The 22,222-nt window shown below is 45.7% G+C and carries 20 protein-coding genes and 1 riboswitch; of the genes, 7 read left to right on the top strand and 13 right to left on the bottom strand.

What is annotated here, in order from left to right; genetic code table 11:
- Positions 1–6: 6 nt before the first annotated feature.
- Positions 7–122, bottom strand: a riboswitch (TPP riboswitch).
- Positions 123–437: 315 nt separating this feature from the next.
- Together LSG34_RS17035 and LSG34_RS17030 are read right to left on the bottom strand one after the other, a co-directional pair.
- Complete coding sequence (locus LSG34_RS17035; protein WP_127019675.1) at positions 438–713, bottom strand: helix-turn-helix domain-containing protein; 276 nt, start codon at positions 711–713, stop codon at positions 438–440.
- Positions 710–1,033 carry a type II toxin-antitoxin system RelE/ParE family toxin gene (locus LSG34_RS17030; RefSeq protein ID WP_233010308.1) on the bottom strand — a complete coding sequence of 108 codons (324 nt, stop codon included), beginning with the start codon at positions 1,031–1,033 and terminating at the stop codon, positions 710–712. The genes LSG34_RS17035 and LSG34_RS17030 overlap by 4 nt, the downstream gene beginning before the upstream one ends.
- A gap of 221 nt (positions 1,034–1,254) precedes the next feature.
- Here LSG34_RS17030 and LSG34_RS17025 point away from each other — a divergent pair, with 221 nt between their 5' ends.
- The gene (locus tag LSG34_RS17025; RefSeq protein WP_233010307.1) at positions 1,255–2,766 is read left to right on the top strand and encodes an FAD-binding oxidoreductase; all 1,512 of its coding nucleotides are present in this window, start codon (positions 1,255–1,257) and stop codon (positions 2,764–2,766) included.
- A 19-nt stretch (positions 2,767–2,785) separates the two neighbouring features.
- Positions 2,786–3,634 carry an SMP-30/gluconolactonase/LRE family protein gene (locus LSG34_RS17020; RefSeq protein ID WP_233010306.1) on the top strand — a complete coding sequence of 283 codons (849 nt, stop codon included), beginning with the start codon at positions 2,786–2,788 and terminating at the stop codon, positions 3,632–3,634.
- Between the two features lie 10 nt (positions 3,635–3,644).
- Here LSG34_RS17020 and LSG34_RS17015 read toward each other — a convergent pair whose 3' ends face one another.
- The 3 genes from LSG34_RS17015 to LSG34_RS17005 form a co-directional block, all read right to left on the bottom strand.
- Positions 3,645–4,352, bottom strand: coding sequence for an AraC family transcriptional regulator (locus LSG34_RS17015; RefSeq protein ID WP_233010305.1), 708 nt, complete (start codon positions 4,350–4,352; stop codon positions 3,645–3,647).
- A gap of 98 nt (positions 4,353–4,450) precedes the next feature.
- Entirely contained in the window at positions 4,451–4,888 is a 438-nt protein-coding gene (locus LSG34_RS17010; protein ID WP_233010304.1) for a chlorhexidine efflux transporter, read from the bottom strand.
- 128 nt (positions 4,889–5,016) lie between these two features.
- Entirely contained in the window at positions 5,017–5,289 is a 273-nt protein-coding gene (locus LSG34_RS17005) for a hypothetical protein (RefSeq protein WP_233010303.1), read from the bottom strand.
- A gap of 279 nt (positions 5,290–5,568) precedes the next feature.
- Between LSG34_RS17005 and LSG34_RS17000 the strand changes: the two genes are divergently transcribed.
- Entirely contained in the window at positions 5,569–7,152 is a 1,584-nt protein-coding gene (locus LSG34_RS17000; RefSeq protein WP_233010302.1) for a winged helix-turn-helix domain-containing protein, read from the top strand.
- 150 nt (positions 7,153–7,302) lie between these two features.
- Here LSG34_RS17000 and LSG34_RS16995 read toward each other — a convergent pair whose 3' ends face one another.
- From LSG34_RS16995 to LSG34_RS16975, 5 genes are all read right to left on the bottom strand, one after another.
- Positions 7,303–8,976 carry a serine hydrolase domain-containing protein gene (locus LSG34_RS16995; protein WP_233010301.1) on the bottom strand — a complete coding sequence of 558 codons (1,674 nt, stop codon included), beginning with the start codon at positions 8,974–8,976 and terminating at the stop codon, positions 7,303–7,305.
- A gap of 349 nt (positions 8,977–9,325) precedes the next feature.
- On the bottom strand, positions 9,326–9,886 hold the full coding sequence (locus LSG34_RS16990) for a CBS domain-containing protein (protein ID WP_233010300.1): 561 nt from the start codon (positions 9,884–9,886) through the stop codon (positions 9,326–9,328).
- A 105-nt stretch (positions 9,887–9,991) separates the two neighbouring features.
- On the bottom strand, positions 9,992–10,309 hold the full coding sequence (locus LSG34_RS16985) for a hypothetical protein (protein ID WP_233010299.1): 318 nt from the start codon (positions 10,307–10,309) through the stop codon (positions 9,992–9,994).
- A 304-nt stretch (positions 10,310–10,613) separates the two neighbouring features.
- On the bottom strand, positions 10,614–11,657 hold the full coding sequence (gene cydB, locus LSG34_RS16980) for a cytochrome d ubiquinol oxidase subunit II (RefSeq protein WP_233010298.1): 1,044 nt from the start codon (positions 11,655–11,657) through the stop codon (positions 10,614–10,616).
- Positions 11,657–13,081 (bottom strand): cytochrome ubiquinol oxidase subunit I, encoded by a 1,425-nt coding sequence (locus tag LSG34_RS16975; protein ID WP_233010297.1) that lies wholly within the window; start codon positions 13,079–13,081, stop codon positions 11,657–11,659. The genes cydB and LSG34_RS16975 overlap by 1 nt, the downstream gene beginning before the upstream one ends.
- A gap of 303 nt (positions 13,082–13,384) precedes the next feature.
- Between LSG34_RS16975 and LSG34_RS16970 the strand changes: the two genes are divergently transcribed.
- The 4 genes from LSG34_RS16970 to LSG34_RS16955 all read left to right on the top strand — a co-directional run bounded on the left by LSG34_RS16970 (position 13,385) and on the right by LSG34_RS16955 (position 18,280).
- Positions 13,385–15,280 (top strand): sensor histidine kinase, encoded by a 1,896-nt coding sequence (locus LSG34_RS16970; RefSeq protein ID WP_233010296.1) that lies wholly within the window; start codon positions 13,385–13,387, stop codon positions 15,278–15,280.
- Positions 15,273–16,676 (top strand): sigma-54-dependent transcriptional regulator, encoded by a 1,404-nt coding sequence (locus LSG34_RS16965; RefSeq protein ID WP_233010295.1) that lies wholly within the window; start codon positions 15,273–15,275, stop codon positions 16,674–16,676. The genes LSG34_RS16970 and LSG34_RS16965 overlap by 8 nt, the downstream gene beginning before the upstream one ends.
- Positions 16,677–16,984: 308 nt before the next feature.
- Positions 16,985–17,374 (top strand): hypothetical protein, encoded by a 390-nt coding sequence (locus tag LSG34_RS16960; RefSeq protein ID WP_233010294.1) that lies wholly within the window; start codon positions 16,985–16,987, stop codon positions 17,372–17,374.
- Between the two features lie 111 nt (positions 17,375–17,485).
- Positions 17,486–18,280 (top strand): hypothetical protein, encoded by a 795-nt coding sequence (locus LSG34_RS16955; protein ID WP_233010293.1) that lies wholly within the window; start codon positions 17,486–17,488, stop codon positions 18,278–18,280.
- A 3-nt stretch (positions 18,281–18,283) separates the two neighbouring features.
- On the opposite strand, the gene LSG34_RS16950 is transcribed toward LSG34_RS16955, so the two are convergent.
- The 3 genes from LSG34_RS16950 to LSG34_RS16940 all read right to left on the bottom strand — a co-directional run bounded on the left by LSG34_RS16950 (position 18,284) and on the right by LSG34_RS16940 (position 22,187).
- The gene (locus LSG34_RS16950; protein WP_233010292.1) at positions 18,284–18,871 is read right to left on the bottom strand and encodes a YkgJ family cysteine cluster protein; all 588 of its coding nucleotides are present in this window, start codon (positions 18,869–18,871) and stop codon (positions 18,284–18,286) included.
- 125 nt (positions 18,872–18,996) lie between these two features.
- Complete coding sequence (locus LSG34_RS16945; protein WP_233010291.1) at positions 18,997–21,879, bottom strand: EAL domain-containing protein; 2,883 nt, start codon at positions 21,877–21,879, stop codon at positions 18,997–18,999.
- Positions 21,876–22,187 (bottom strand): DUF3630 family protein, encoded by a 312-nt coding sequence (locus LSG34_RS16940; protein WP_233010290.1) that lies wholly within the window; start codon positions 22,185–22,187, stop codon positions 21,876–21,878. Before LSG34_RS16940 ends, LSG34_RS16945 begins: the two co-directional genes overlap by 4 nt.
- Between the last annotated feature and the right edge of the window lie 35 nt (positions 22,188–22,222).

The following is a 22,222-nucleotide window of genomic DNA, read 5'->3' as shown; positions in this document are numbered from 1 at the left end:
ACCGCCGCTGTGTGCGCTCTTGTTTCCCTCCGCAGGTATTATCCTGTTCAGGTTCCACGGATTCCGCCCAAGGGCGGTCTCAGCTGACAAACAAGGTTTGTGCAGCACTCCGACAAGCTAAGTGCAGCCAGCATAAACAGCTTTTTTTCAGGCGGCAAGGGAAAATTGGTAGGTGCGTTGTTTCGGACTTGTGGTTTCTGCAAGCTAATTTGTGGTTATCACCGGCTTAAAGTTTCCCTAAAAATTGATAAAACATTGTAGGGGTCGGGTTTATCCCGACCCGATCTGGGTCCAGTTTTACGCCGTGTTCCACGGTTTAGTTTATGGATAGAGGAACTCGTAGCTTAGTATCACCAATCAATCACTTAACCTTTGGGGATGATACGTGGCAATCTGATGCTGATTGCGCCGGGCAATGTAATATGTTCTGGGAAAACTCAGATCTTATGCGACTTAATCGAAAGCTCAAAACCACAGGCGTGGGCATATTTCACCAGCGTAGACCAGCTGGGGTTGGAGTTACCTTTTTCTAAGCGGCTGATATTGCTCTTTTGTGTCTGCATCCTTTGTGCAACCTGTTCTTGCGTGAGCCCGGCTTTAGTGCGCATGGAGAGGAGTTGATCGATAAAGTTAAATTCAGCCTCCAACTGCTCGTATTCAGCTTTCACTTCAGGATTATCTAAAGCACGTTGTTTTAGTTTTTGCAGACTCATAAATGTTGAACCTCTTTTTGTCGTTCGCGAGCAAGTTCCAGCTCATTTTTAGGTGTTTTTTGAGACTTTTTTACGAAGGCATGCAACACATAGATATGCTTGCCTTTTAAGTAACAAAATAACCCGCGCCCAATCCCTTCCTGAGCTTTAGCTCGTATTTCAAATAAGCCATTACCCATAGACTCGGTATGCGGAGGGCCTAGATTTGCTCCATGTTTTTCCATTAACTCTAATAGCTTAATCATCCTTGCCTGAGTTTTGGCTGGCATGTCGAGGACCTGTTCTTCTACACCAGCATAAAAATCAATTTTCCAATTCATAGGTAATCCCTACCTTGTTATCTTTTATGATAACTTTCGTTGTCGTTATTGTCCACAATTTGTACGTCAAGTGTCCATGTACTGAGTTTAGCTGCAATACGAAAACATAGAGTCGATTCACTACTGGTAGTGATGAAAGGTCTTATTTCGGTATTGCCACAAGAAGATCCCGCCAATTTATGCTAATTTGCCTGCGGTTCCCATTTTGAAAAGACTTGCTTTTGGACAGACGTCATTTTTTAACTTTAAGCAGTGCTGCTGCTTTAGCCACTGTAGCCGGCTGCCAGTTTAGCCCGGCCAACACTTTGCCTGAAACCAGCGACTGGCAGCAGCTAAAAGCGAACTTTTCTGGCCAATTGTTGTTTCCTGCAGATGCCGGTTTTAGTCGTTTTTATAAAGCCGCCAACTCCCGTTACGACAGCATTATTCCTGCCGTTATAGCCCGTTGTGCTAACACTTCCGATGTGCAGCAAATTTTAGCTTTTGCCCGCTGGTTTCAATTGCCCATCACAGGTCGCAGTGGTGGTCATAACTATGCCGGTTATTCGAGCACCAAAGGAATTTTGCTGGATTTGGCTTTAATGGCTGATATTCAGCATGAAGCTGAAGACGACACGGCCTGGATAGGAGCTGGGGCTAAGCTGGGTGATATTTATGATCAGTTGAGTAAAAAAGGCCGCTCTATTCCGGGTGGCAGCTGTGTTGGAGTAGGTATTGCCGGTTTAACTCAGGGCGGAGGTTTTGGTATTGCCGACCGTTTGTATGGCTTAACTTGCGACGCCTTGCTGGAAGCAGAACTGGTGACTGTGGATGGTGATGTACTGCGTTGTAATGAGCAGCAAAACGCTGATCTATTCTGGGCTTTAAGAGGGGGCGGTGGCGGTCAGTTTGGTATAGTCACCCGCCTGAAATTTCAGACTTTTGCCACTACAGATATCTTAAGTTGTCATGCTTATTTTGCGTTAAAAGACGCTTTGCCTGTGCTGAATTTATGGCAACACTGGAGCCGTCAGTTACCTGAGGCTTTATGGTCTCAGGCTGCTTTATGGTGGCGAGCTATGCCAGGTCATGAACCGCAATTACAAATACGGGTGACCAGTTTAGGTCAGATTAAATTGTTGCAGCAGCAATGGGTGAATTGGTTAAGACGTTTGCCTGTGCAACCTGTAGAGCAGGATGTGGTGCTGCATAATTACCGCGAGTATATGCTGACGGATTGTGCTGGTTTGGAGATGCCAGAGTGCAAATTGCCACATCAATCAGAGCAAGCCAAACTTAAACGTGTGGCTATGGCGGGCAGCTCAGACTTTTTTAATAAAGCCATCAGCAGAGCCGGATTAGAAGCTTTATTGGGGCAGGTGCAGCAGCGTCAGCAACAAGGATTATCCGGTGGTATTTTACTGACTCTGATGGGTGGGGCTATCAGCTCTGTGCCTGCAGATCACACCGCTTTTGCTCACAGAGATGCGCTTTTTAGTGCTCAGTATCTGGTGAGCCGCCCTGTCGGCGCTGATGAAAAGTTAATGCGGGGCGCTGCGCTTTGGGTCAATCATATGCGTACTGTGATGCAACCTTACAGTACCGGTGGTGCCTATCTAAATTACACCGATGCTTTGATTAAAAACTGGCCTGAAGCTTATTATGGCAATCACTATGAAAAACTACAGCAGCTTAAAGGCCGTTACGACCCGGAGCTGCTATTGCGGTTTGCCCAAGGCATACAGCCAACTTAAGATATAAAGGATAAAACTGATGAAGTGTAAGTTACTGATTTTATTAGTATCCATATCGGGTTTGATCGCGCAAGCCAGCACACAACCCGACAGCAGCGATTTTGTGCCTGACGGTGTTTTTCATGCAAGCATTGAAGGCCCTGCTACAGATAAAAACGGCTATTTGTATGCGGTGAATTATGGTGTCGAAGGCACTATTGGCAAAGTGAGTCCCCAAGGAGAGGTGAGTTTGGCCCTGACCTTGCCCAAAGGCAGCATCGGCAACGGTATTCGTTTTGACCAGAAAGGCCTGATGTATATAGCGGATTATACCGGCCATAATATCTGGCGTTATGACGGTAAACAGCTGCAACTGCATGCCCATCAGCCTTTAATGTTTCAGCCCAACGATTTAACCATAGCGGCTAATGGCGTTATTTTTGCCAGTGATCCGGATTGGAAAAACCGTAAAGGTCAGTTGTGGCGCATTGATACAGACGGCAGCTCCAGTCTGGTTGAAAAAGACATGGGAACGACCAACGGCGTGGAAATCAGCCCGGACCAAACCCGGTTGTATGTCAACGAAAGCGCGCAGCGTAAGGTCTGGGTTTACGATCTGGATAAAAAGCTTCAGGCCAGCAATAAAAGATTGCTGATCCAATTCCCGGATTTTGGTTTAGACGGCATGCGTACCGATGCAAAAGGCAATTTATATATAGCCCGTTATGGTAAAGGTGTGGTTGCCAAAGTCAGCCCGGATGGCAAGTTGCTAAAGGAATACCTGCTAAAAGGTGAGTTTCCAACCAATGTCACTTTTTCACAAAAAGACCCAAGCTTACTTTATGTCACTATGCAAAAACGTGGTGCTATAGAGCTGATTAAGCTTTAGCAGAATCTCTTTACTGCTGTCCTCTGAACTGCTGTGGGCTTTGCCCAAAAAACTGCGAAAAACGTGCACTAAAGGCAGAAGCCGATTGGTAGCCGCATTCCAGTGCTATTTGCTGCACTGATAAGTTGGAAAACAGCAATAAAGTTCGACTGTGCTGCATGCGTAAAGTCGTTAAATACTGACCTGGGCTCTGGCCTAACTGCTGGCGAAACAGTTGTTTAAACTGACTTAAACTCAAACTGGCTTTGCTGGCCAGCATCACTAAATCTAACTCTTCTGCCAAATGGTCCTGCATGTAGAGAAGTGCCTGACGTATTCTTTTGTCCACTGCTGGTGCTGGCTGCTCTGCTTCCAGTAACTGTAGAAAAAACTGCTGAGCTGCTGGCAATAGTTGCTGATTTTGTTGCACTAACAGCTGTTCTAACACCAATAAATAAGGCTGCATCCGAGCAGACAACTGAAACACAGGTTGAGTTAAATGCAGCAAATGTGCAGGTAAATGCGTTAAATCTACGACTAAAAACCGGCATTGTTCAGCGGCAGAAAAGCCATGTTCTGTGCCTGCAGTGATCACCAGACATTCTGCAGTACCCACCTGAAATTGTTGCTGATTGATCAGTAGATTTAACCGGCCAGCCAAAGGCAACACCAATTGATGGTGATCATGGCTGTGGCTTTGAGGTTCAGGGTTATAAGCGCGAATCGATATTCTCATCATACTTGAAGCTGCCGCTTTGTTGACTGCATGCTCTCGCCCCAATCGCATAGGTTAACTATGCTCATGGGGACTCATTCACTTGTCGCCGCGCTGCAACATCAATTATTTTGAGAATAAGTTTTGGCATGGGTTACCGGAAAAAAATAGTCATAACCATAGTTATACAGGTAGGTGTACAACAAAAACACGATAAACATCAAGGCTTCCCGCCATAAAGCCTGAGTCAGATTAAAATCCAGCAGCCATAAGGTTAAAGGAATACTAAGTGCTGCGCCGGCTAATTCATAACTGACACAATGCAAAAGCCGCACTTTGCCTGTTTTAGCTAAAGAGCCAGTCGATCGCCATAACCAATAATCAAAAACTTTGGTGTGAGTTAAGGTCAGCAAAAACACAGTAAATGAGCTGAATAACGAAAAAGCAGAAGCGCTGCCAAGAGCTGTATCCGCCACAGCCAGAGTGCATAAAGTTCTCAGAACAATAGCGCCACATTCATAAGCAAAAGCATGACGAAACCAATCCAGGTTGCTTCGCATCAGAATGACTCAGTTAATAAAATATAAGCAGCAGTGTAGAGGATTGATCCAAAGCTGATGTTGGTCAAAAGCCGCAAATATAACGCAAAAAGCTGCTTTTCAGCAGCTTTAGTCGGAGCAGGGGTTGGTTAATGCACCTGATAATGACGACAGAAAAAGTCGATCACTTTGTCCGGGTCCGGCCGGGTTTGCATATTGTGTCTTAATGCCAGACCTGTAGCTAAAGCACGTAAGGTCACATCCAAAGGTGCACCTGCTGGTTTTTCAATTTTGTAGTTCTGGAACAAGAAGTTAATAGCTGCTCCGGCATAAGAGTTTACAGAATGCGAAGGCAGCAAACGCAGCTCCTGGAGACGTACTCCAAGTTCACGCATTCTTTGTAAGCGGCTGGCTTCGTTCATTTGTATCTCCTTATCAAAAGCAGTTAAACCTGATGCTTATGTATCTGCTGTGATCGGGAAAGCTTTAGTAAATTCGGTCTTGTGGGTTTTATTTTACTGTGATTTTTTGTTAACCAATTGATTGTACATGTATTTTTTCAGATGTTATTCGGCCGGATAACAGCAGCTAAACACTATTAGTACCAGACTCGTTTAATCTGTGTAGCGGAAAGCTTATAGTGCAGCTCAGAGTTACAAAAATTTCTCACTACTCGTTTAGACAGCAAATTTGGACAGCAGATGCGGCAAGTGGAATTACTGGATTTAGTTGTAGAGCCCGACGAGTACAAAGTGTACCGCGTGCAGGGTTCAGACAGACAAGAGATTGAACTGCCCAAGCTCTCCTTTGAACTGCTGATGTATTTGATTGAGCATGCCGGAAAAGTCTGCACTGTTGAGCAAATAACAGCAGCTGTCTGGAAAAATACTATTGTAAGCAGCGAGACTATTACCCAGCGTATTACCTTATTGAGAAAGGCGTTGGACGATGATCCGAAACAGCCTACCTATATTGAGTCGGTGCGTGGCCGTGGCTATCGTTTATTGGTAAAGCCCATAGAGCCGTCAGCCATAACGCCAAAAAGGTTATCGCTCAGAGTGCCAGTTGTAGTTGCGCTATTGAGCATTACTGCAGCGCTTTATTGGATGCTGAATAAAGAAACACCAGTTTCAGATATCGCCGCTACCAATACTGAAGTTCAGGCCAGCAATCCGGTTGAGTTACTGATCGAGCGTGGAAATTATTACTCCAGCACAGGGCAGGGCGACAATACCAACAGATCCATAGAGTTATTCAGCGAAGCACTCAAACTTGAGCCAAACAATCAGGCTGCGCTTATTGGCTTAAGTTTAGCGCTGAGTAAATCGGTTTGCAGATACAATCAGCCAGCTGAGCTTGCAATGGAAGCCAAACAATATGCTCTGCAAGCGCTCGCACTCAATGGCAGTGACAGTGATAAAAGTAAAGCTCAGGCTGCAGTTGCCTATGCCTGGGATTGTCTTGGTCATCTCGATCGGGCTTTAGCAGCCTATATGTTATCAACTCAGCTTGATGCGAAAAACTATGCCAGCATGGGTTCGGCAGCGCATTTATTAGAAACCAAAGGTGAGCTTATTCAAGCCTATGATTTAACGGTAAAAGCTAAACAGCTGCAGCCGAATAATCACATGGCCGATTTGCAAATCAGCCGAATTTTTGAACTGCTGAACTTCAGCTCAAAAGCACAACTTAACTATCAGGAGTTGTTTGTGCTTTATCCGGACAACGTCTTTATCAACGAAGCTTATCCGCGCTTTTTATATTTTCAGGGCCGTTTGACTGAAGCGAAAAGTGAGTTTGAAAAAGTACTGAAGCGGGACATTAAGCGCCACGAGGTGTTTGCTTATTATGCTGAGTTGGTCTGGCTGTTAGAGGGAAAAGAAAAGGCTTTGCCTTGGTTTAAAGCCGCAGCAGAAGTGAGCCCTGGTACCTCTTATCCGAATAGCCTGATGCAGATTTTAAATAACCAACTGACAGCGCAAGAGGCTATTAAAAGGTTAAGCGACATTGAAGAGACAGTAGAGCGTGGTGACAGTTGGCCTATTAACTATATTGAGGCATCTTTGATTGCTTTATGGGCTGTCAAAGACCAGAACGCTGCGCTGGGTTATTTGCAAAAAGCTGTCCAGTCGGGTTACCTGAATAGTGAATATTTAGCTCTGTCGCCCTTGTTTACTGCACTGAAAGAGCGGACAGAGTTTTATCAACTGATTGACGATATAAATCAACGCAGAGAAAAGATGCATCAGGAGTTTCTGGCAGCTTATCCGCCGCCGGAAACATAAGTCAGAAATAGCTGCTTTGCTGATCTATACCCAAAGTAATTGGAGTTGCAGGGAGGCGACAAGCACACGAGACCCCAGTCACATAGTTTACCTATGTGACTGGGGCGAGAGCGCGCAGTCAACAAAGCTGCAGCTTCAAGTACGAAGGGGTTAGTGCAGAATAGCCGGCAAAAGATAGTCACTAATCATCTGCGCGACCTGGGGGTGGCCATAAGCTTTGTTATAGGCTTTGGCTGTGATCACAATAACCAACGGAATGTCTTTGAAAATAAAGATTTTATTGCCGCCATTGCCGCTGGCATAAGCCACTTCAAAAGACTGCTGGCCCGACTGAATCCTATCGTTCCAGAATAAATAGCCATAATGGCCACCATCCTTTTGCTCTGTCCGTGCCACCTGCTCAGCTAAACTCGCTTTTACCCAGTCTGCAGGAATAATTTGTTGCTTGCCCCAGCTTCCGCCATTTTTATACAGCTGGCCATATTTGGCAAAATCCAATGCTCTTAAGCGGATGCCTCCGGCTGTATTAGCTACTTTTTGTGGGGTGTATTGCCATTGGTATTCAGTGATACCCAGCGGTGCAAACAACTTTTTATCAGCATATGCTTCCAGGCCATCAGGTATTTTTTGGTGTAAAACATCACCTAAAATCACCACACCAGCCGTAAAGTAGCTCCATTCTTTGGCGGAGGATGTTGGATTTTGCATAGGTAAATCCAGCGTGAATTTCACCCAGTCTGGTGTTGGATACATGTTTTCTTCATTGCCTTGGGAGGCTGAATCCGAATCATCTCCGGCAAAACCCGAAGTCATTGTCATCAGGTCTTTCAGGCTGACATTGGCTTTTTGGGTTGAGTAGTTTTGGTAGTTCTTTAGCGGGTAAAACTCACTCAGACTTTGCCTTTCGCTTTGAATAAAACCTTCGGCTATGGCTATGCCCAGCATAGTGGAAGCAAAGCTTTTACCCACAGAGCGAGGGTCATGCAAGGATGCACGTTCACTGCCATTAAAGTATTCTTCCAATAACAAAGCTCCATCTTTAATCACAACCACACTGCTAATATCTTTGAAGTCTTTTTCAGCAATTTTTTTGTTCATTGCTCTAATCAAATCTTTGTTGTAGCTGTCTTTCGAAATAATCCAGTCATGGGTGGCCTGAATGGGTTGAATAGCTATTTGCTGCTCAGTCGCCTTGGGTTTTACCACCTGCACTGAAATTTCACCTGTAGCAATCAGGTTACCAATTTTTATATCAGCTGTTTTGACGTAGGGTCTGATTTCTATTTTCAGCGTATGAACGCCTTCCGTCATGGCTTGTTCTCCACCGAAATGCATAAAGCGCATCCATAAAAAGCGCCCCCAGGAGTCTTCGCTGGCTTCACTAAAAAACGGCTTCATCAACACTTTGTGGCTGGACTTTTCAGTGGATAAGCCTGCCGCCAGATTTAAGTTTTCGGTGTAAACCACTGAACCATCGACATAAAAGGTAAATTGGTAATTGCCGATTTTGTTAACTTCTTCAGCAGATAATTCAGGTGCTAATTCCTGCAAATAGGCTGTAAGCGGCTGGTCTAGTACAGCATTAAAATACAGGCTTTTTGTGCTATTAAGCTCAAATCTCTGGATGAGCTCAGTGGCTTGGTATGACTCTATAGCTTTGGCTGTGGTTGAGAAAATGATTTTTCCTGAGAGCTTTTGCTGACTATCAGTGTGAATTGGTTTTGATTCTGCAGCCAATGCCTGTGCTGTCAGGTGATGAGTTGCAGCAAAAAGCAGGCCCAAAGAAAGCAGAATTTTTATAGCGACTAGCAGTGTTCTCTTCATCTTTTTTTACCCATCAAATAACGGTGACCAGGAACATAACAGGCAATGCTTTATTGGCTTAAAAAGAAAGCATAAAGATTTGCTGAAGATTTGATGAAGGTGTCTTTTTATCTTTATATTCAGTTGTTTATAGGAGTTGTTTTGGGAGGCAGGTCTTGGAGGTACTTATGCTATTGAAGGAGGAAAACGCCGCCATAAACCAGGAAACCAGGCAGAGGGGAGGTCTTGGAGGTACCTATACTCTGTGGCGGCTTTCAAAAACCCCGTTCCGCGGGAATGACTACGAAACGGGGAAAACCAGGAGAAAACATGCTTTAGCAGGCCGCGTTAACGACCCGTCAAAGGTCGATCAGGCATACATACGGTCAAAAATATTTAAAAAAGTCGGAGCTTTTTCAATATGAACCGGAATATGCAAACGGCTGGCGATATCGCTTGCTGATATCACACCGCGGATGTGGTGAGAGTCGGTATCTATCACTAAACAGTGCTGCTCACCATTGTGTTGCAATGTGTTCAGCACATCACCGATAGTGCAGTGTTTGATTTGTTCATAAGCCAAAGCTTTGATTTCAGAACGTGGACGCATTAAATCGGCTACGGTCAGGTCAGTACGATTCACGCCTTTGCCTAAACGTTGTAGTACATTCTGGATAGACAACTGTTCGTAGCTGATTAAACCAATCAATTCCTGATTGGCGTCTATTACCAGTTTTAATTTGGTATGTTCATGATTCATCATATCCTCTGCTTCGACTGCACAGGTATTAGCATCAATCATCATTGGGCTGGTGGTCTTAAAGTCAGACACAAAATCCAGCGCTGCTGAGTTGACATTTGCTTCGGCAAATTCTGCTGGCTGAACTAAATGGTCTATTACATCAACGTTGAATAAATTTAACTTTTTCATAGAAACCTCTCGTCAGTCCGCTCAGAGGCAGCGAAACTGAAATCAATACAATGGATGTCGTCAGATAGTGACTAAGAAGCCGGAAACTCTGACAATTTCAATGATTTAAGAGAGGTGTACTGGTGGTGCGCGTGCTGCATAACAGCTTTGTTGCACTGTACTGAATTGGCTTTGTGTTTGTTGATAAGCGCCGTTCTGTGCCGCTGGGAATTCAAAACTATTCCAGCAGACAGGGCTTTTCTCATCATCACTTGAAGTTTCTGTCGAGTCGACAGTGGAGTGTGTAGCTGAAGCAACCAGGGCAACAGTGAAGTTTTTATTCGCTTGTTGTAAATCTACCCAACTGCTGGATGCAGAATGGCCTGCCGTAGGAAACAGCAAACTTAGGTAAAACAACACTGCGATAAAACTTAAATACTTCATCTTTCGCACCCGGTAAGGACCAAAACAGCTCGGTCTTGTCCTGACTATAGCAGCAGTGTTTTTTAAAATGCAAATAAAAAAATGAAAAAAATGAAAATAACAGACCCATTGATTGACACTTTATTTGTGTCAGATCAATAAAAGCCTGTTATTTGTTAGGTGAAAATGCTTGATTTTTAAAGGCTCTATAAAAACTTCATTCCTTGTTTTAATAGCCATGCAATGAAAGTTAAAGTTAAAAAACCAGACAGGTATAAAACGACAAACCATTGGGTTTGAGACAATTCTTTTCCAAAAAATTTCATCAATAGCCCTCCTGATAATCTTCCACTTTACCGGCGAAAATTTTGTAGCCCCAGAGTGTATAGGCGCAAATCAGCGGTACAAAAATGAAGATGCCAGGCAACATAAAGATCAAACTGCTATCTGGTGCTGCGGCCTCCATATAGGTCAATTGGCGTGGTAACAGGTAAGGGAATACACTGACCAGTAAACCAACAAAGGCCAGCAGGAATAATCCAGACGCCAGCCAGAATGGCCGTTCTTCGTGGCGTTCATGCACAGCGGTTTCCGCTTTATGGCTGCGGTTGACCCGGCCTAAGTCGCGGAATAATAAACGGGCGGCAAGCACCGACAACAGAGGCAGTGGGATTAACCATAAAGCATGCCAGCCGCCAAACCAACGAGCACGGATTTCCGGCTCAATCCAGACTGTCCATAAGCTGACCAGCAGCATGGATAACATCACAATCAGTAATAAACGTTGGCCATAACGCGCTGCTTTTTGTTGCAGCTCACCACGGCTTTTCATCACCAGATAACAGCAGGCCAGCAGTGCATAACCGGCCATTACAGCTAAACCACAAAACAAGCTAAAAGGACTTAGCCAGCTGAAACTGGACTGATTAATAAAATCAGCTGGTACACCCTGTACCAAAGTGCCCAGCATCAGGCCCTGACAAAAAGCGGCCAGACTAGAGCCAACAGCAAAGGCAGTATTCCAATATCTCTTTGAAGTATCTGATTTAAAACGGTATTCAAAAGCTACACCGCGGAAAATCAAACCTATCAGCATTAGCATAATCGGCAGATAAAAAGTCGAGGCGATAGATGCATAAGCTGCCGGGAAAGCACCAAATAAAATCACGCCACCAAACACCAGCCAGGTTTCATTGCCATCCCAGACGTGCGCAATAGAACGCATTAAATGGTCGTGTTCTGCGTCTGTATTAAACCATGGGTACAGAATGCCCATACCCAGGTCAAAACCATCCAACAGCACGTACATCAGAATGGCAAAGCCAAGCAGCAGCAAATAAAACAGGTCTAAACTCAGTTCCAGCTCCATTAGTTGGCTCCTTTTGTTGAAGTTGCATCAGCGTCAGTTGCTAAAGCTTTGGTAAAGGACAAGGCGTAACCTGAAGCTTTGACACCAATACGTTGTTGTTCCAGATGTTCGATAGGGGCCGGACCTTTTTTGATCAGTTTGCGCATAAAGTACAGATAAACCCCAAACAGCAGGCTGTAGGTCAAGACAAACAAGGTCAGTGAAAACAGTACGCGTTCAGCAGGTAAGGGGCTGACGATCTCACTGGTGCGAACCAAGCCATAAATAATCCAGGGCTGACGACCAATTTCCACCACATACCAGCCGGCTAACACAGCAATAACACCTGTTGGAGCCATAAAGCTGACTGGCCAGAGGAACCAGTTGCTTTGATACAAAGTGCCACGCCAGCGCAGGTAAGCACCCAACACTGCAACACCTATCATCAGCAGGCCAAGACCGACCATAATGCGGAAGCTAAAGAACACCATAGGCACATTAGGTCTGTCCTCTGCAGGAACTGATTTTAAACCTTGCAGTTCGCCCTGCCAGTCGTGGGTTAAAATCAGACTGGCCACACCTGGCACTGCAACTTCATAGTGGTTTTCTTCGGCTTTCATATCGGGCAAAGCAAACAGCAGCAGCGGCACATTAGCTTCTTTTTCTGCCCAGATCCCTTCCATCGCTGCCAGTTTCACCGGTTGATGTTCTTTCACATTTAAACCATGTAAGTCACCCACCCAGGCTTGCAGTGGGGTCAGCACTAATGCAAACCACAACATCATCGACAAACCTTTACGGCCAAATTCTTTATGCTGGCCCTTACGTAAATACCAGGCATGAGTGGCCATCACCACAAAAGTGGCAGTGATAAAAGCAGCCAGCAGCATATGCACTAAACGGTAGGGCATAGAGGGATTAAAAATGACTTCAAGCCAGTTGACGACTTCAAACTTACCGTCGACAATCTGATGACCTTGTGGGGTTTGCATCCAGGAGTTGGCAGCGATAATCCAGAAAGCGGAGATCCAGGTCCCTATAGCTACTGTGACTGTGGCGAAAAAGTGCATTTTTGCGCTGACACGTTGCCAACCAAATAGCATCACACCTAAAAAGCCAGCTTCGAGGAAAAATGCAGTCAGCACTTCGTACGCCATCAGAGGTCCAAGCACAGCCCCTGCGATTTCAGAAAATTTAGAGAAGTTGGTGCCAAATTCGTATGACAGCACTATGCCGGACACCACCCCCATACCAAAGGTAATAGCAAAAGGTTTGATCCAGAACTTGGCCAGTTGCAGGTACTGTGGGTTACCAGTTTTCAGCCATAAGCCTTCCCAAATCGCAATCAGCGTGGCTAAACCTATGGTGATGGATGGAAAAATAATATGGAAGCTTACGGTAAAAGCAAACTGGATACGCGAGAGGATACTGACATCAAGTTCCATACAAACCTCGTTATTTAGGTGCTTTGACTCGGCTTAGCACAGATGGCGCAAGCGCCACAGACAACAACAGCAACATGGTCAGCAGTTCGGCAGCAAGAATAGACAGGTCTGGCATAATGTTCTCTTTGTTGACAAGTTAGACAGCAAAAACGCTGCGTATCCCTGTATTGCCAGAATCAGGCCATAATTATATTTATTTGTAACTTTATGATTCTAAATCAATAAAATTATAAATTTGCAGTGGGTGTAAACTTGGTTTACGATTTAAAGCCAAAGTGATGACAACAAAGTTGACGGTAAGCTGTGGATTTGATTTTAGCTTTTGAGCTGATGATGTTAGTCACCAGCGCTTGCGCTGCGCTGATGTCGGGCTGGCTCTGGTGGCATTCGCGTTATCAGCGCACACTTGCAGGCCTGGCGGGCTTTGGTGCCATGATGGCGCTTTGGTGTCTGGGTCATGTTTTTGTGTTGCATGATCAGATGCAATTAGGCCGCAGCCTGTTATTGGCTAATCCTTTGATGCCTACTTTTTTCCTGCATTTTGCCTTGAGGTTTGTTGAACAGGATAAGGTTCGCGCCTCCTGGTTAAGCTGGGCCAGACGTCATATCGGCTGGCTGTATTTTCTGACCGCTATGGTGGTGTTGCTGAGCTGGAGTCTGGATGCTGGTGATGTGCTACAAAGCTCAGCCTTGGGTCAGGTTTTTGTATTTCATTCCTACGGCTTTTTAAATCTGCTGTATACAGTCACTTTGGGTATTCTGGCCCACGCTGTGTTGTGGTATGGCTGGCGTTATCATCAGGGCAATAAAAAACGCTCTATTGTCGCGATGTTTTTAGCAGGGGGTTGGGGTTTATTACTGGCGACTCCTGTGGTTTTTCCTTCTTTTGGTCTGGACTGGTTTCCTTATCCTATGTTGTTGTTGCCAAGCTATCCGGTATTACTGGTCTATGGCGTGGTGCGTTACCAGATGCTGGCTGTGAATGCTCTGGCGAACAGAGCTTTGCTCTGGCTGGTGATGTCCTTGTTATTGCTGTTGCTGATGGCTTTGGTCAGCTCCATCTTTGGTCAGTTGGGTATGCAGGCATTAGCCAATGTACCAGGCTGGCAGCTATGGCTTTACTCCAGTCTGGTGTTAATACTTACCGCAGCCTGTTACCGGCCTGTCGCTAAGCTGGCCGAACGTTTAATTTACCCTGGTGCAACTTTGGATCAGGCCTTGATCAACACCTGGCGTCAGCAATTGGCACAGTGTCAGAACTGGACTGTGTTAAGTGAAACAGCAGCTGAACTCTTATCTGCTGCGCTGAAGCAAAAAGTACAGGTGCAATTGCCAACAGCTTCAGCAGGCCGTGTAACAGATGGGGTAGCTGATGCTCGTCAGCTGCAGATTCGCTGTTATACCCAGCAAGGCCAGTGGCAGGTGGAATTATTGGGCTGGGATGATATGACGCCTGGCATTCGTTTAATGGCGCAGGTGTTTGGTTCTTTGCTTGGCAGTAGCTGTGAGCTATTGGCGCAGTCACTACAACTGGCCGAAGCCGAAAAACAACAACTGTCGCAGCAACATCTGGTCGAAATGGGGGCTTTGGCGGCTTCGATGGCGCATGAGTTGCGTAACCCTTTGAATATTATTTCTATGGCATCCGCTGGTGTTGATGCTGAATTGCGTGGCCATATTCAGCAGCAACTGAAAAGAGCCGATCGGCTGATTTCCGATATGCTGGTGTACTCAGGCCGCTTGCAGTTGCAATACAGCCAGATTGAGCTGGAGCCTTTGCTGCAAAGTTTGTTGCAGCAGTTTGACTGGCAGCAGGTCAAGCTGGAGCTGAAGGTTCCCTCTGGTCTGATGCTGCACGCCGACCAGCACAGAGTGCAGCAAGTGTTCTTAAATCTGTTTGATAATGCCAATGCCTTTTTACGTAATCAGGCCGATGCAACCTTGAGCGTCGACGTGACATTAATAGGGGATGTTATCCAGGTACGGGTGCATAACAATGGTCCTGCTTTGGATCTCAGCTTAACCACTGAACAACTATTCCGGCCTTTTATCAGCAAACGCAGTGGCGGCAGCGGTTTAGGCTTAGCCATAGTGAAACGTATTATGGATGCCCACCAGGGCCAGATCAGCTTCCGTACTGATTTGGGCTGGCCTGTCAGTTTTGAACTTTTTTTTCCGAAGGATACCCCAGATGTTTAGTGCAACAACGCCAAACCCGGCGCGCATTTTAATTGTTGATGATGAACCTGCTTTTCGCTTGTTGGCCGAACGTTTTTTACAGCAACAGGGTTATCAGGTGGCCGGAGCTGCAAATCTGGACGAAACCCGCACTAAATTACAGCAATTTGATGCAGATTTAATTTTGCTCGACCTGGCTTTACCGCCAGCCTTTGACCCGGCTCAAACCTTGGCTGCTGTGCCAGAGTTTTCCTCTCGGCCTGTGATTATTTTAACTGGCCATGCTGAGCGTGAACTGGCGTTGCAAGCCATAGCACAAGGGGCATGGGACTTTATTGCCAAGCCGATAGATCCGGAATTACTGGCTGTAGTGGTGAAACGCGCTATCACTAAACATCAGCTTGAAAAAGAAGTATGGCAGTTAAAGCAAGGTTTGCAGCAACATAGCTTTTTGCCGAAGTTAGCTGGTCATTCGCGGCATATGGAAACAGTTCGTACCTTAGTACAACGTATAGCTCCGACCGAAGTACGGGTATTGGTGACAGGGCCCTCCGGTACAGGCAAAGAGGTGATTTCACGGGCTTTGCATGAATTAAGCCCTCGCGCAGAAAAGGCTTTTGTGTCAGTACACTGTGGTGCTATTCCGGCTGATTTATTAGAAAGTGAGCTGTTTGGTTATGTCAAAGGGGCTTTTACCGGCGCAGATAAAGACCGGCAGGGCTTATTAAAACTGGCCGATGGTGGCACCTTGTTCCTCGACGAAATTGGCGAAATGCCACTGGCGATGCAGGTGAAGTTATTGCGGGTGCTGCAGGAAGGCACCTTTTATCCTGTCGGTGGACGCGAGCAGCAAAAAATTGATATCCGCTTAGTGTCTGCGACCAACGCTAATCTGCCGGATTTAGTCAAGCAGGGTAAATTTCGCGAAGATCTGTATTACCGTATCAAAGGCGTCACTATCGAAACTGTGGCTTTGGACGAACGACGCGAGGATATTCCATTACTGATCCAGTTTTTTCTGGAGCAGCTCAGTGCGCAGTATGGTCAGAAACTGCAGTTGGAATCTGCCGCAATCAGTTGGTTTTTGCAAAAGCACTGGCCTGGCAATGTGCGCGAATTAAAGAATACGCTGGAAAGCGTCGCTGCTATAGCACAGCAAGGTGTGATCCGTGTCGCAGATATTCAATTGCTGCATCTGGAACATCAGAGCATGGATACAGATACTGAATTGGTGCTTGGATCGGATTTAAGTAGTCTGGATGAACAGGTGAAAGCTTTGGAGATCCGTTTAATTCAGCAAGCTATGACCCAATATAAAGGTAACAAGAGCCAGGCCTCACGTGTTTTGGGTATTTCCCGTCAGGGCTTACTGAAAAAAATTGAAAGATATGGCCTGACTGATTTGGGGGATGATTAGAGCGTGTTGACGTTTCGAGATTAAATTTTGTTCTTTCTGGCGGTGCTTTGAGCGCGAAAGGAGGAGCGAAGTTTAGTTATTCTAAATGAGCGACGAGTGACAAAGCTCAGGGCGCCGCCAGACGAACCCGAAGGGCAGCGCCTGGCCGGCCTTTCTGCTGCGTTAGCACTCGTTTATGTAGAATAACTACACTGCACTCGTGCTGTCTTGCATAAAAACCGGCCAGACTGCTGCAAAAATAACCCTGAAACGTCAACACGCTCTGCAGTTGCCTATACTCAAATAGTTAGCCACCAGGAGTACCAGCTATGACAGATTTTATTGCCCATGGTAAGTTCAGCGTCACCCCTCAAGGCGAAGTGTTATTGTGTGAAATTCAGGGCGCCTGGAACAAAGAGGGTTCAGAGCAACTTATTGACGATCTGAAAGCACAGGTACAAGGCTTTGCCGGTAAAAAATGGGCTCGTGTCATGGATATGCAGGGCTGGGAGCTGGCAACACCTGATGCTATCAGTATGATGACGGACTTTAGCTCCTGGGAAGATCAACACGGCTGCGTGCTGCGTTGTTTTATTGGTTTAAACCCCATTCAACAACAGTTGCTGGAGATGAAATACCAGCATTCGCATAAACCGCAACATTTTAGCCATACCGATACTGCGCTAAGCTACGCCAAACAATTTTTGCAGCGCCTCTGATCCACCTTTTAGAAAACCAATACAGAGCAAAAGCTTAGCGGTAATTTGTTATTGCTCTGTGATACAGGCTGCTTTAAAGTCATGTAATGATGATGTGAAAAAGGCTTTGCCATGGATGAGTTAAAACGGACAACGGACGCTACTGACTTGCCTGCCGAAGTGGCCGAGCCACGTTATTCCCTGCAATTGGATCAGAAAATGGATGCTGATCTGAAAACAATAAGCCGGTTCTTCCTGAAACATCCAAGTTTAACTTTAACCTTTGGTTATTTAATCGCCAGTGTGATGGGGCTTATTTTTACTATTTCATTGCTGAATAAATTTCAATTTGATGCCTTACCTTATCTGGAACTAACAGACTTTTTATTAGCAGCTATCACCCACCCCAGAACTGTATTGGCATTATTTTTATCTGTTGGTTCTATGGTTGGGTTGATTTGGTTTGAACGTAGGTGCAAAAGAAAATATGCTAAATATGCCGCATGGGCAGACAAGCACAGTCGTTCCTCTATGTGGTTCCCTAATTGGCTGTTGTTGCTGCTTCTTTTAGTGATTTATCTTTGGATTGCTGGCACGGCTCAGGTATCCCGCATAAGTCAGGACATTAAAACCCACCAAACCGGACAATTTCAGCTCAGCCTGATTTATCCCATTCAACCTGGTGGCAAAGAAATCCGACAGTTGAATGAAGTGCAGATTATTACCCGCACCGTCAGCTACTTATGGATTTACCATCAGGATCAGGTCAAGCTGATCCCCCATGCCAATGTGGCCGCTTTAATTCCTGTTTTGGATAAAGAGCCGGATAAAGAGTTAGATAAAAAATCTGAAGCTAAAGCAGATAAACCAGCTGTAGCCGGGAAAACTGTGGTGAAGGAACCTGCTGCAGTTCCGCTGAAAAACTAAAGGTTATTCAGCAAAAGAAGCGTAATAAGCTTTGGTCAGCACTTTTTCCAGAGCTGCTGCTGTGGCTTGTTTAATCGGCATATTTTCTTTGCTGAGTTCGTAATCCAACTGGGCGATTTGAGCTTTGTGGTTACGCATCATAGGCGGAGTTTCACTGCTCAGACTTTGTTGTGTCGCTATCACTGCTTCAGGTTCATCTGCCCGTATCACTTTGCAAATCGACAGCAACACTTCGCCTTCGCGGCCACGATAACCCGCTGCACCAAACATACGGCACACGGCAGGGCGGTAGGGGTACACGCCACATTGGCCACTTTTACGATCTTCTGAAGAGGCCTGATAAAAAAAGCAGCCATCCTGAGTATGCTGTTGCAAAGCTTCCAATGTGCTTTCTGCAAGGCCAGCATCATACAAATGCAAAGCCAAAGGCAGCATTTCCAGCACCGAAGCTTCAATGCCCGGATGCAGGCAACATTCACCACAACCACTGCGGCAAAACAGCTTACGATCGTTTTGATAACGACTATAAGTCTGGGCAATTTCGTCGTTCAGGATCATTAACCGGGAGGCGGTGTCGCGCAGCTGCTGCATAGGTTCTCCGAACAAACAGCATTACCCCAGTGGGGCGGGGCGCTATTGTAATGACAGCAATTGAAACTCAGCAATAGGGGCAAACAAATATAGTTTTTGTGGCAAAAACAGCAGCGAATAAACTGCTATTCCTGCTGATATAAAGGGCGGGGTTTGGCCAGACCATAACCTTGAGCAAAGTCGATTCCCATTTCGGTCAGCTTGTGACAAATCTCCATGTTTTCAACATATTCGGCTACGGTTTGGATTTTCATAGCGCGGGCAATATCGTGAATAGATTGCACTATGGCGCAGTCAAAAGGATCGATCAGCAAGTCGCGGACAAAACTGCCATCAATTTTGACAAAGTCGACCGGGAAGTTTTTCAGGTAACCATAAGATGAAAAACCACTACCGAAGTCGTCTAAAGCAAACTTACAACCCAGCTGTCTGAAGTGGGAAATAAAATCCAGCGTCTGGTGCACATTTAAAATCGCCATACTTTCGGTGATTTCAAAACACACCTTAGAAAAAGGAATGCGATACTCACGGAACAATGAACTGACATAAGCTTTGAATAGTGGGTCGGTTAACGAGGCGCCGGATAAATTGATATTGGCTAAACTCAGCTCCGCCAGATGGGCTGGTTGTTGCGCCAGCCAGCGGAAGTAGTTGCGGATCACCCAGCGATCTATTTGTGGCATCAGGCCATAACGCTCTGCAGAACTTAAGAAGTTGCCGGGTGCTATTAAGCCCTGGTCTGGTAAAGATAAACGCAGCAGCAGCTCGTAATGCAAACCTGGCTGATCCTGTTGAATCGCGGTAATGGGCTGCATAAAAAGCACAAAGTTATCTTGTTCCAACGCCTGCCTTAAGGTTTTTAACCACTGAATTTCAGACTGATGGCGCTGCAATTCTTCGTCGTCGGCATTAAACATATGAATGCGGTTACGACCTTTTTCTTTGGCGACAAAACAGGCTGAGTCTGCCTGCTTTAACCAATGTTCAGTGTTTTGATTACCGTCTGAGTTTTCTGCCAGACCAATACTGACACTGATGCTGAATACGCTGTCCTGCCAGATAAAGCGGAATTCTTTGACTGTATCCAGCAACTGATGAGCAATAGCAAAGGCTTCATTGCTGGTTAAGTGGGGCAATAGCACCACAAACTCATCACTTTCTAATCTGGCTAAAATACCTCTGTTATTCAGTACCCTTTGCATCTGGTTACTGATTTGGCATAACAAGGCATCACCTGCTCTGTGATCGCAGGTGGTATTGATCAGTTTAAACTGATCGATATCCAGATAAAGCAAGGTGGCTTGGTGATCAAAACGCAGCGTCTGTTCCAGTTGTTCAATAAAATAATGCCGGTTGTACAACGAAGTCAGCGGGTCATGTGTTGCTAAATAAGCCAGCTGCTCGGTATTTTGTTTGTGCGCTGTGATATCCACTATAGAGCCATGCACATAAGCGCTTTGTGTACCGTCACCTTCAGCCAGCCGTGCTGACATTAAAGCCCAGAATGCTGAGCCGTCAGCACGCAAACCACGGATCTCAAAGTTCTTGTTATCACCCAGCTGCAGTTGTTTCAGCATCTGGGCTCTGTCTTCCGGATTGGCGTAATAACGCGCCATGCCGGTTTTTGCCACATCCAGCTGCATTTGTTGCAGGTTCTGATAACCCAGCATGTTCAGCAGTGCCTGATTGGCGGTGATCAGCTGGCCTTGCAAGGTGCTGGTAAACATACCTTCAACTGCATTGTGATAGATGTCGTAGTACTGCTGTAAATGCGCATTGGCCAAACGTTGGTGATCGATACTTTGTTGCTGGGTGCCTCTGATATTTTGCAGCAAACTAAAACTCATCAGTGCCATACTGCCCATCACGGCCATCAACAACAGATATTGCCAGGCCTGAGCTGTAGGCACATAACCAATTTGCGATAAGGCCAGCAGCACTATGCAACCAAAGAAAAAAGACCAGCCCAAAGCGAAAGTCTTAGCGGTACGATCACCTTTGATGGCGTGAACCAGCGCAAACAATGTGTTTACGCCCAGACACAAAGCCGTGACCACTAACAGTCCCCAAAACCGCAATTGGTTATTGGCATAAAGTGGACTGAACAGTAATAACAAGGCGCTGACTAAACACAGATAAAAGCCAAAACGACCCAGAATACCACCTTGTTGTGCCCGTACATGCCAGCTAAAGAGTGTCAGGCAGGTAAAGGTTGCTCCGGTTGCCACATACAAAATAGCCTGATTAATTTCGGGATAATCAGGCCAGAGCATTGCAAAAGCCAGGCCGTTTAAAATGGCCAGCACCAAAGCGCAGTTAATAAAAAAGCCTGAATAATACAAATACAGCCGCTGTTGCAACGAGAAATACAGGAACAGGTTGTAAATCGCCATCAGCAATAAAACACCACACAACAAACCGTCCAGAATATTTTTATACAACTGATCCAGCACAAAGTTGTTGTTTTGCCATAAAGTCAGCTGCACCGGGGCAATGGCGGCATCCTGCACTTTAATAAACAAGTCCAGTTCCTGGCCTGGTTCAAAATTCAGTGGAAAAGCAAAGCTGCGGTAGGCGAGGGCGCGTTGATAAAAGGGGACTGAAGCTCCTGTGCTGCTTAACAACTGCAAATCATTTTTTGCCCTGTTGTAGCTATAGACCTGAACGACGTCGGCCAGCGGAAAGTCGTAATGTACGACGGTCTGAATTGGAGTCTGCCCCGTGTAATGCAGGCGGCTAAATAACCAGAGCGATTGGTCGGCACTTTGCAGTGACTTTTTGTATTCGGCGACCAAACGAAAAGCATGGTGCCTTTCAGGATCAAAAATCAGCTCTTCCAGTGGCAAGGCTTTATGAGTCTGTTGAAAATACAAATTAGGCCCCAGCTCGAGACGACTGAGCTGTTTATCAAAGCTATTGACCTGAGCATGGAAGGCAAAAGCACTATGACAAAACATCAGCAGCATAAGCCACCATAGCTTTATTCCATGCTGCAGTTTTATCGTCATCTAATCTCCAAGCTACTGAATTCTTTTGCTAAATCTGACAGTATCATAGCGCCGCCTGCACTGTCAGCTGTGACCCAAAAACTTTCGCTGTAGTCTTCGTAACAAAAAGTAAATGATTCATTGGCAAAGCTTAATCCCAGCTCCACCCTGTCGGCACCATAGGCCAAAGTGCCAGCTTTGACTGCACTTTGTACAAACCACGACTTACATTGCTGCACTTGCTCAAAACGCATTGGCCATAAAGAGGTAAGTAACAGCTGTTTATCTTCAATTTGTACAATAAAACTATTGATAGCGCTGTTGCTCATCGTATTTCCGCAAGCAACAGCTGCGTCTCATCAGT

The organism is Rheinheimera faecalis, assembly GCF_021290965.1.
GTDB lineage: Bacteria > Pseudomonadota > Gammaproteobacteria > Enterobacterales > Alteromonadaceae > Pararheinheimera > Pararheinheimera faecalis.
This window is presented reverse-complemented; position numbering and strand designations above follow the sequence as displayed.

Bases quoted from the DNA above. Each gene is read 5' to 3' on its own strand.
- LSG34_RS17035 (WP_127019675.1), bottom strand. From the start codon at position 713: ATGAGTCTGCAAAAACTAAAACAACGTGCTTTAGATAATCCTGAAGTG.
- LSG34_RS17030 (WP_233010308.1), bottom strand. From the start codon at position 1,033: ATGAATTGGAAAATTGATTTTTATGCTGGTGTAGAAGAACAGGTCCTC.
- LSG34_RS17020 (WP_233010306.1), top strand. From the start codon at position 2,786: ATGAAGTGTAAGTTACTGATTTTATTAGTATCCATATCGGGTTTGATC.
- LSG34_RS17015 (WP_233010305.1), bottom strand. From the start codon at position 4,352: ATGATGAGAATATCGATTCGCGCTTATAACCCTGAACCTCAAAGCCAC.
- LSG34_RS17010 (WP_233010304.1), bottom strand. From the start codon at position 4,888: ATGCGAAGCAACCTGGATTGGTTTCGTCATGCTTTTGCTTATGAATGT.
- LSG34_RS17005 (WP_233010303.1), bottom strand. From the start codon at position 5,289: ATGAACGAAGCCAGCCGCTTACAAAGAATGCGTGAACTTGGAGTACGT.
- LSG34_RS17000 (WP_233010302.1), top strand. From the start codon at position 5,569: ATGCGGCAAGTGGAATTACTGGATTTAGTTGTAGAGCCCGACGAGTAC.
- LSG34_RS16995 (WP_233010301.1), bottom strand. From the start codon at position 8,976: ATGAAGAGAACACTGCTAGTCGCTATAAAAATTCTGCTTTCTTTGGGC.
- LSG34_RS16990 (WP_233010300.1), bottom strand. From the start codon at position 9,886: ATGAAAAAGTTAAATTTATTCAACGTTGATGTAATAGACCATTTAGTT.
- LSG34_RS16985 (WP_233010299.1), bottom strand. From the start codon at position 10,309: ATGAAGTATTTAAGTTTTATCGCAGTGTTGTTTTACCTAAGTTTGCTG.
- cydB (WP_233010298.1), bottom strand. From the start codon at position 11,657: ATGGAGCTGGAACTGAGTTTAGACCTGTTTTATTTGCTGCTGCTTGGC.
- LSG34_RS16975 (WP_233010297.1), bottom strand. From the start codon at position 13,081: ATGGAACTTGATGTCAGTATCCTCTCGCGTATCCAGTTTGCTTTTACC.
- LSG34_RS16965 (WP_233010295.1), top strand. From the start codon at position 15,273: ATGTTTAGTGCAACAACGCCAAACCCGGCGCGCATTTTAATTGTTGAT.
- LSG34_RS16960 (WP_233010294.1), top strand. From the start codon at position 16,985: ATGACAGATTTTATTGCCCATGGTAAGTTCAGCGTCACCCCTCAAGGC.
- LSG34_RS16955 (WP_233010293.1), top strand. From the start codon at position 17,486: ATGGATGAGTTAAAACGGACAACGGACGCTACTGACTTGCCTGCCGAA.
- LSG34_RS16950 (WP_233010292.1), bottom strand. From the start codon at position 18,871: ATGCAGCAGCTGCGCGACACCGCCTCCCGGTTAATGATCCTGAACGAC.
- LSG34_RS16945 (WP_233010291.1), bottom strand. From the start codon at position 21,879: ATGACGATAAAACTGCAGCATGGAATAAAGCTATGGTGGCTTATGCTG.
- LSG34_RS16940 (WP_233010290.1), bottom strand. From the start codon at position 22,187: ATGAGCAACAGCGCTATCAATAGTTTTATTGTACAAATTGAAGATAAA.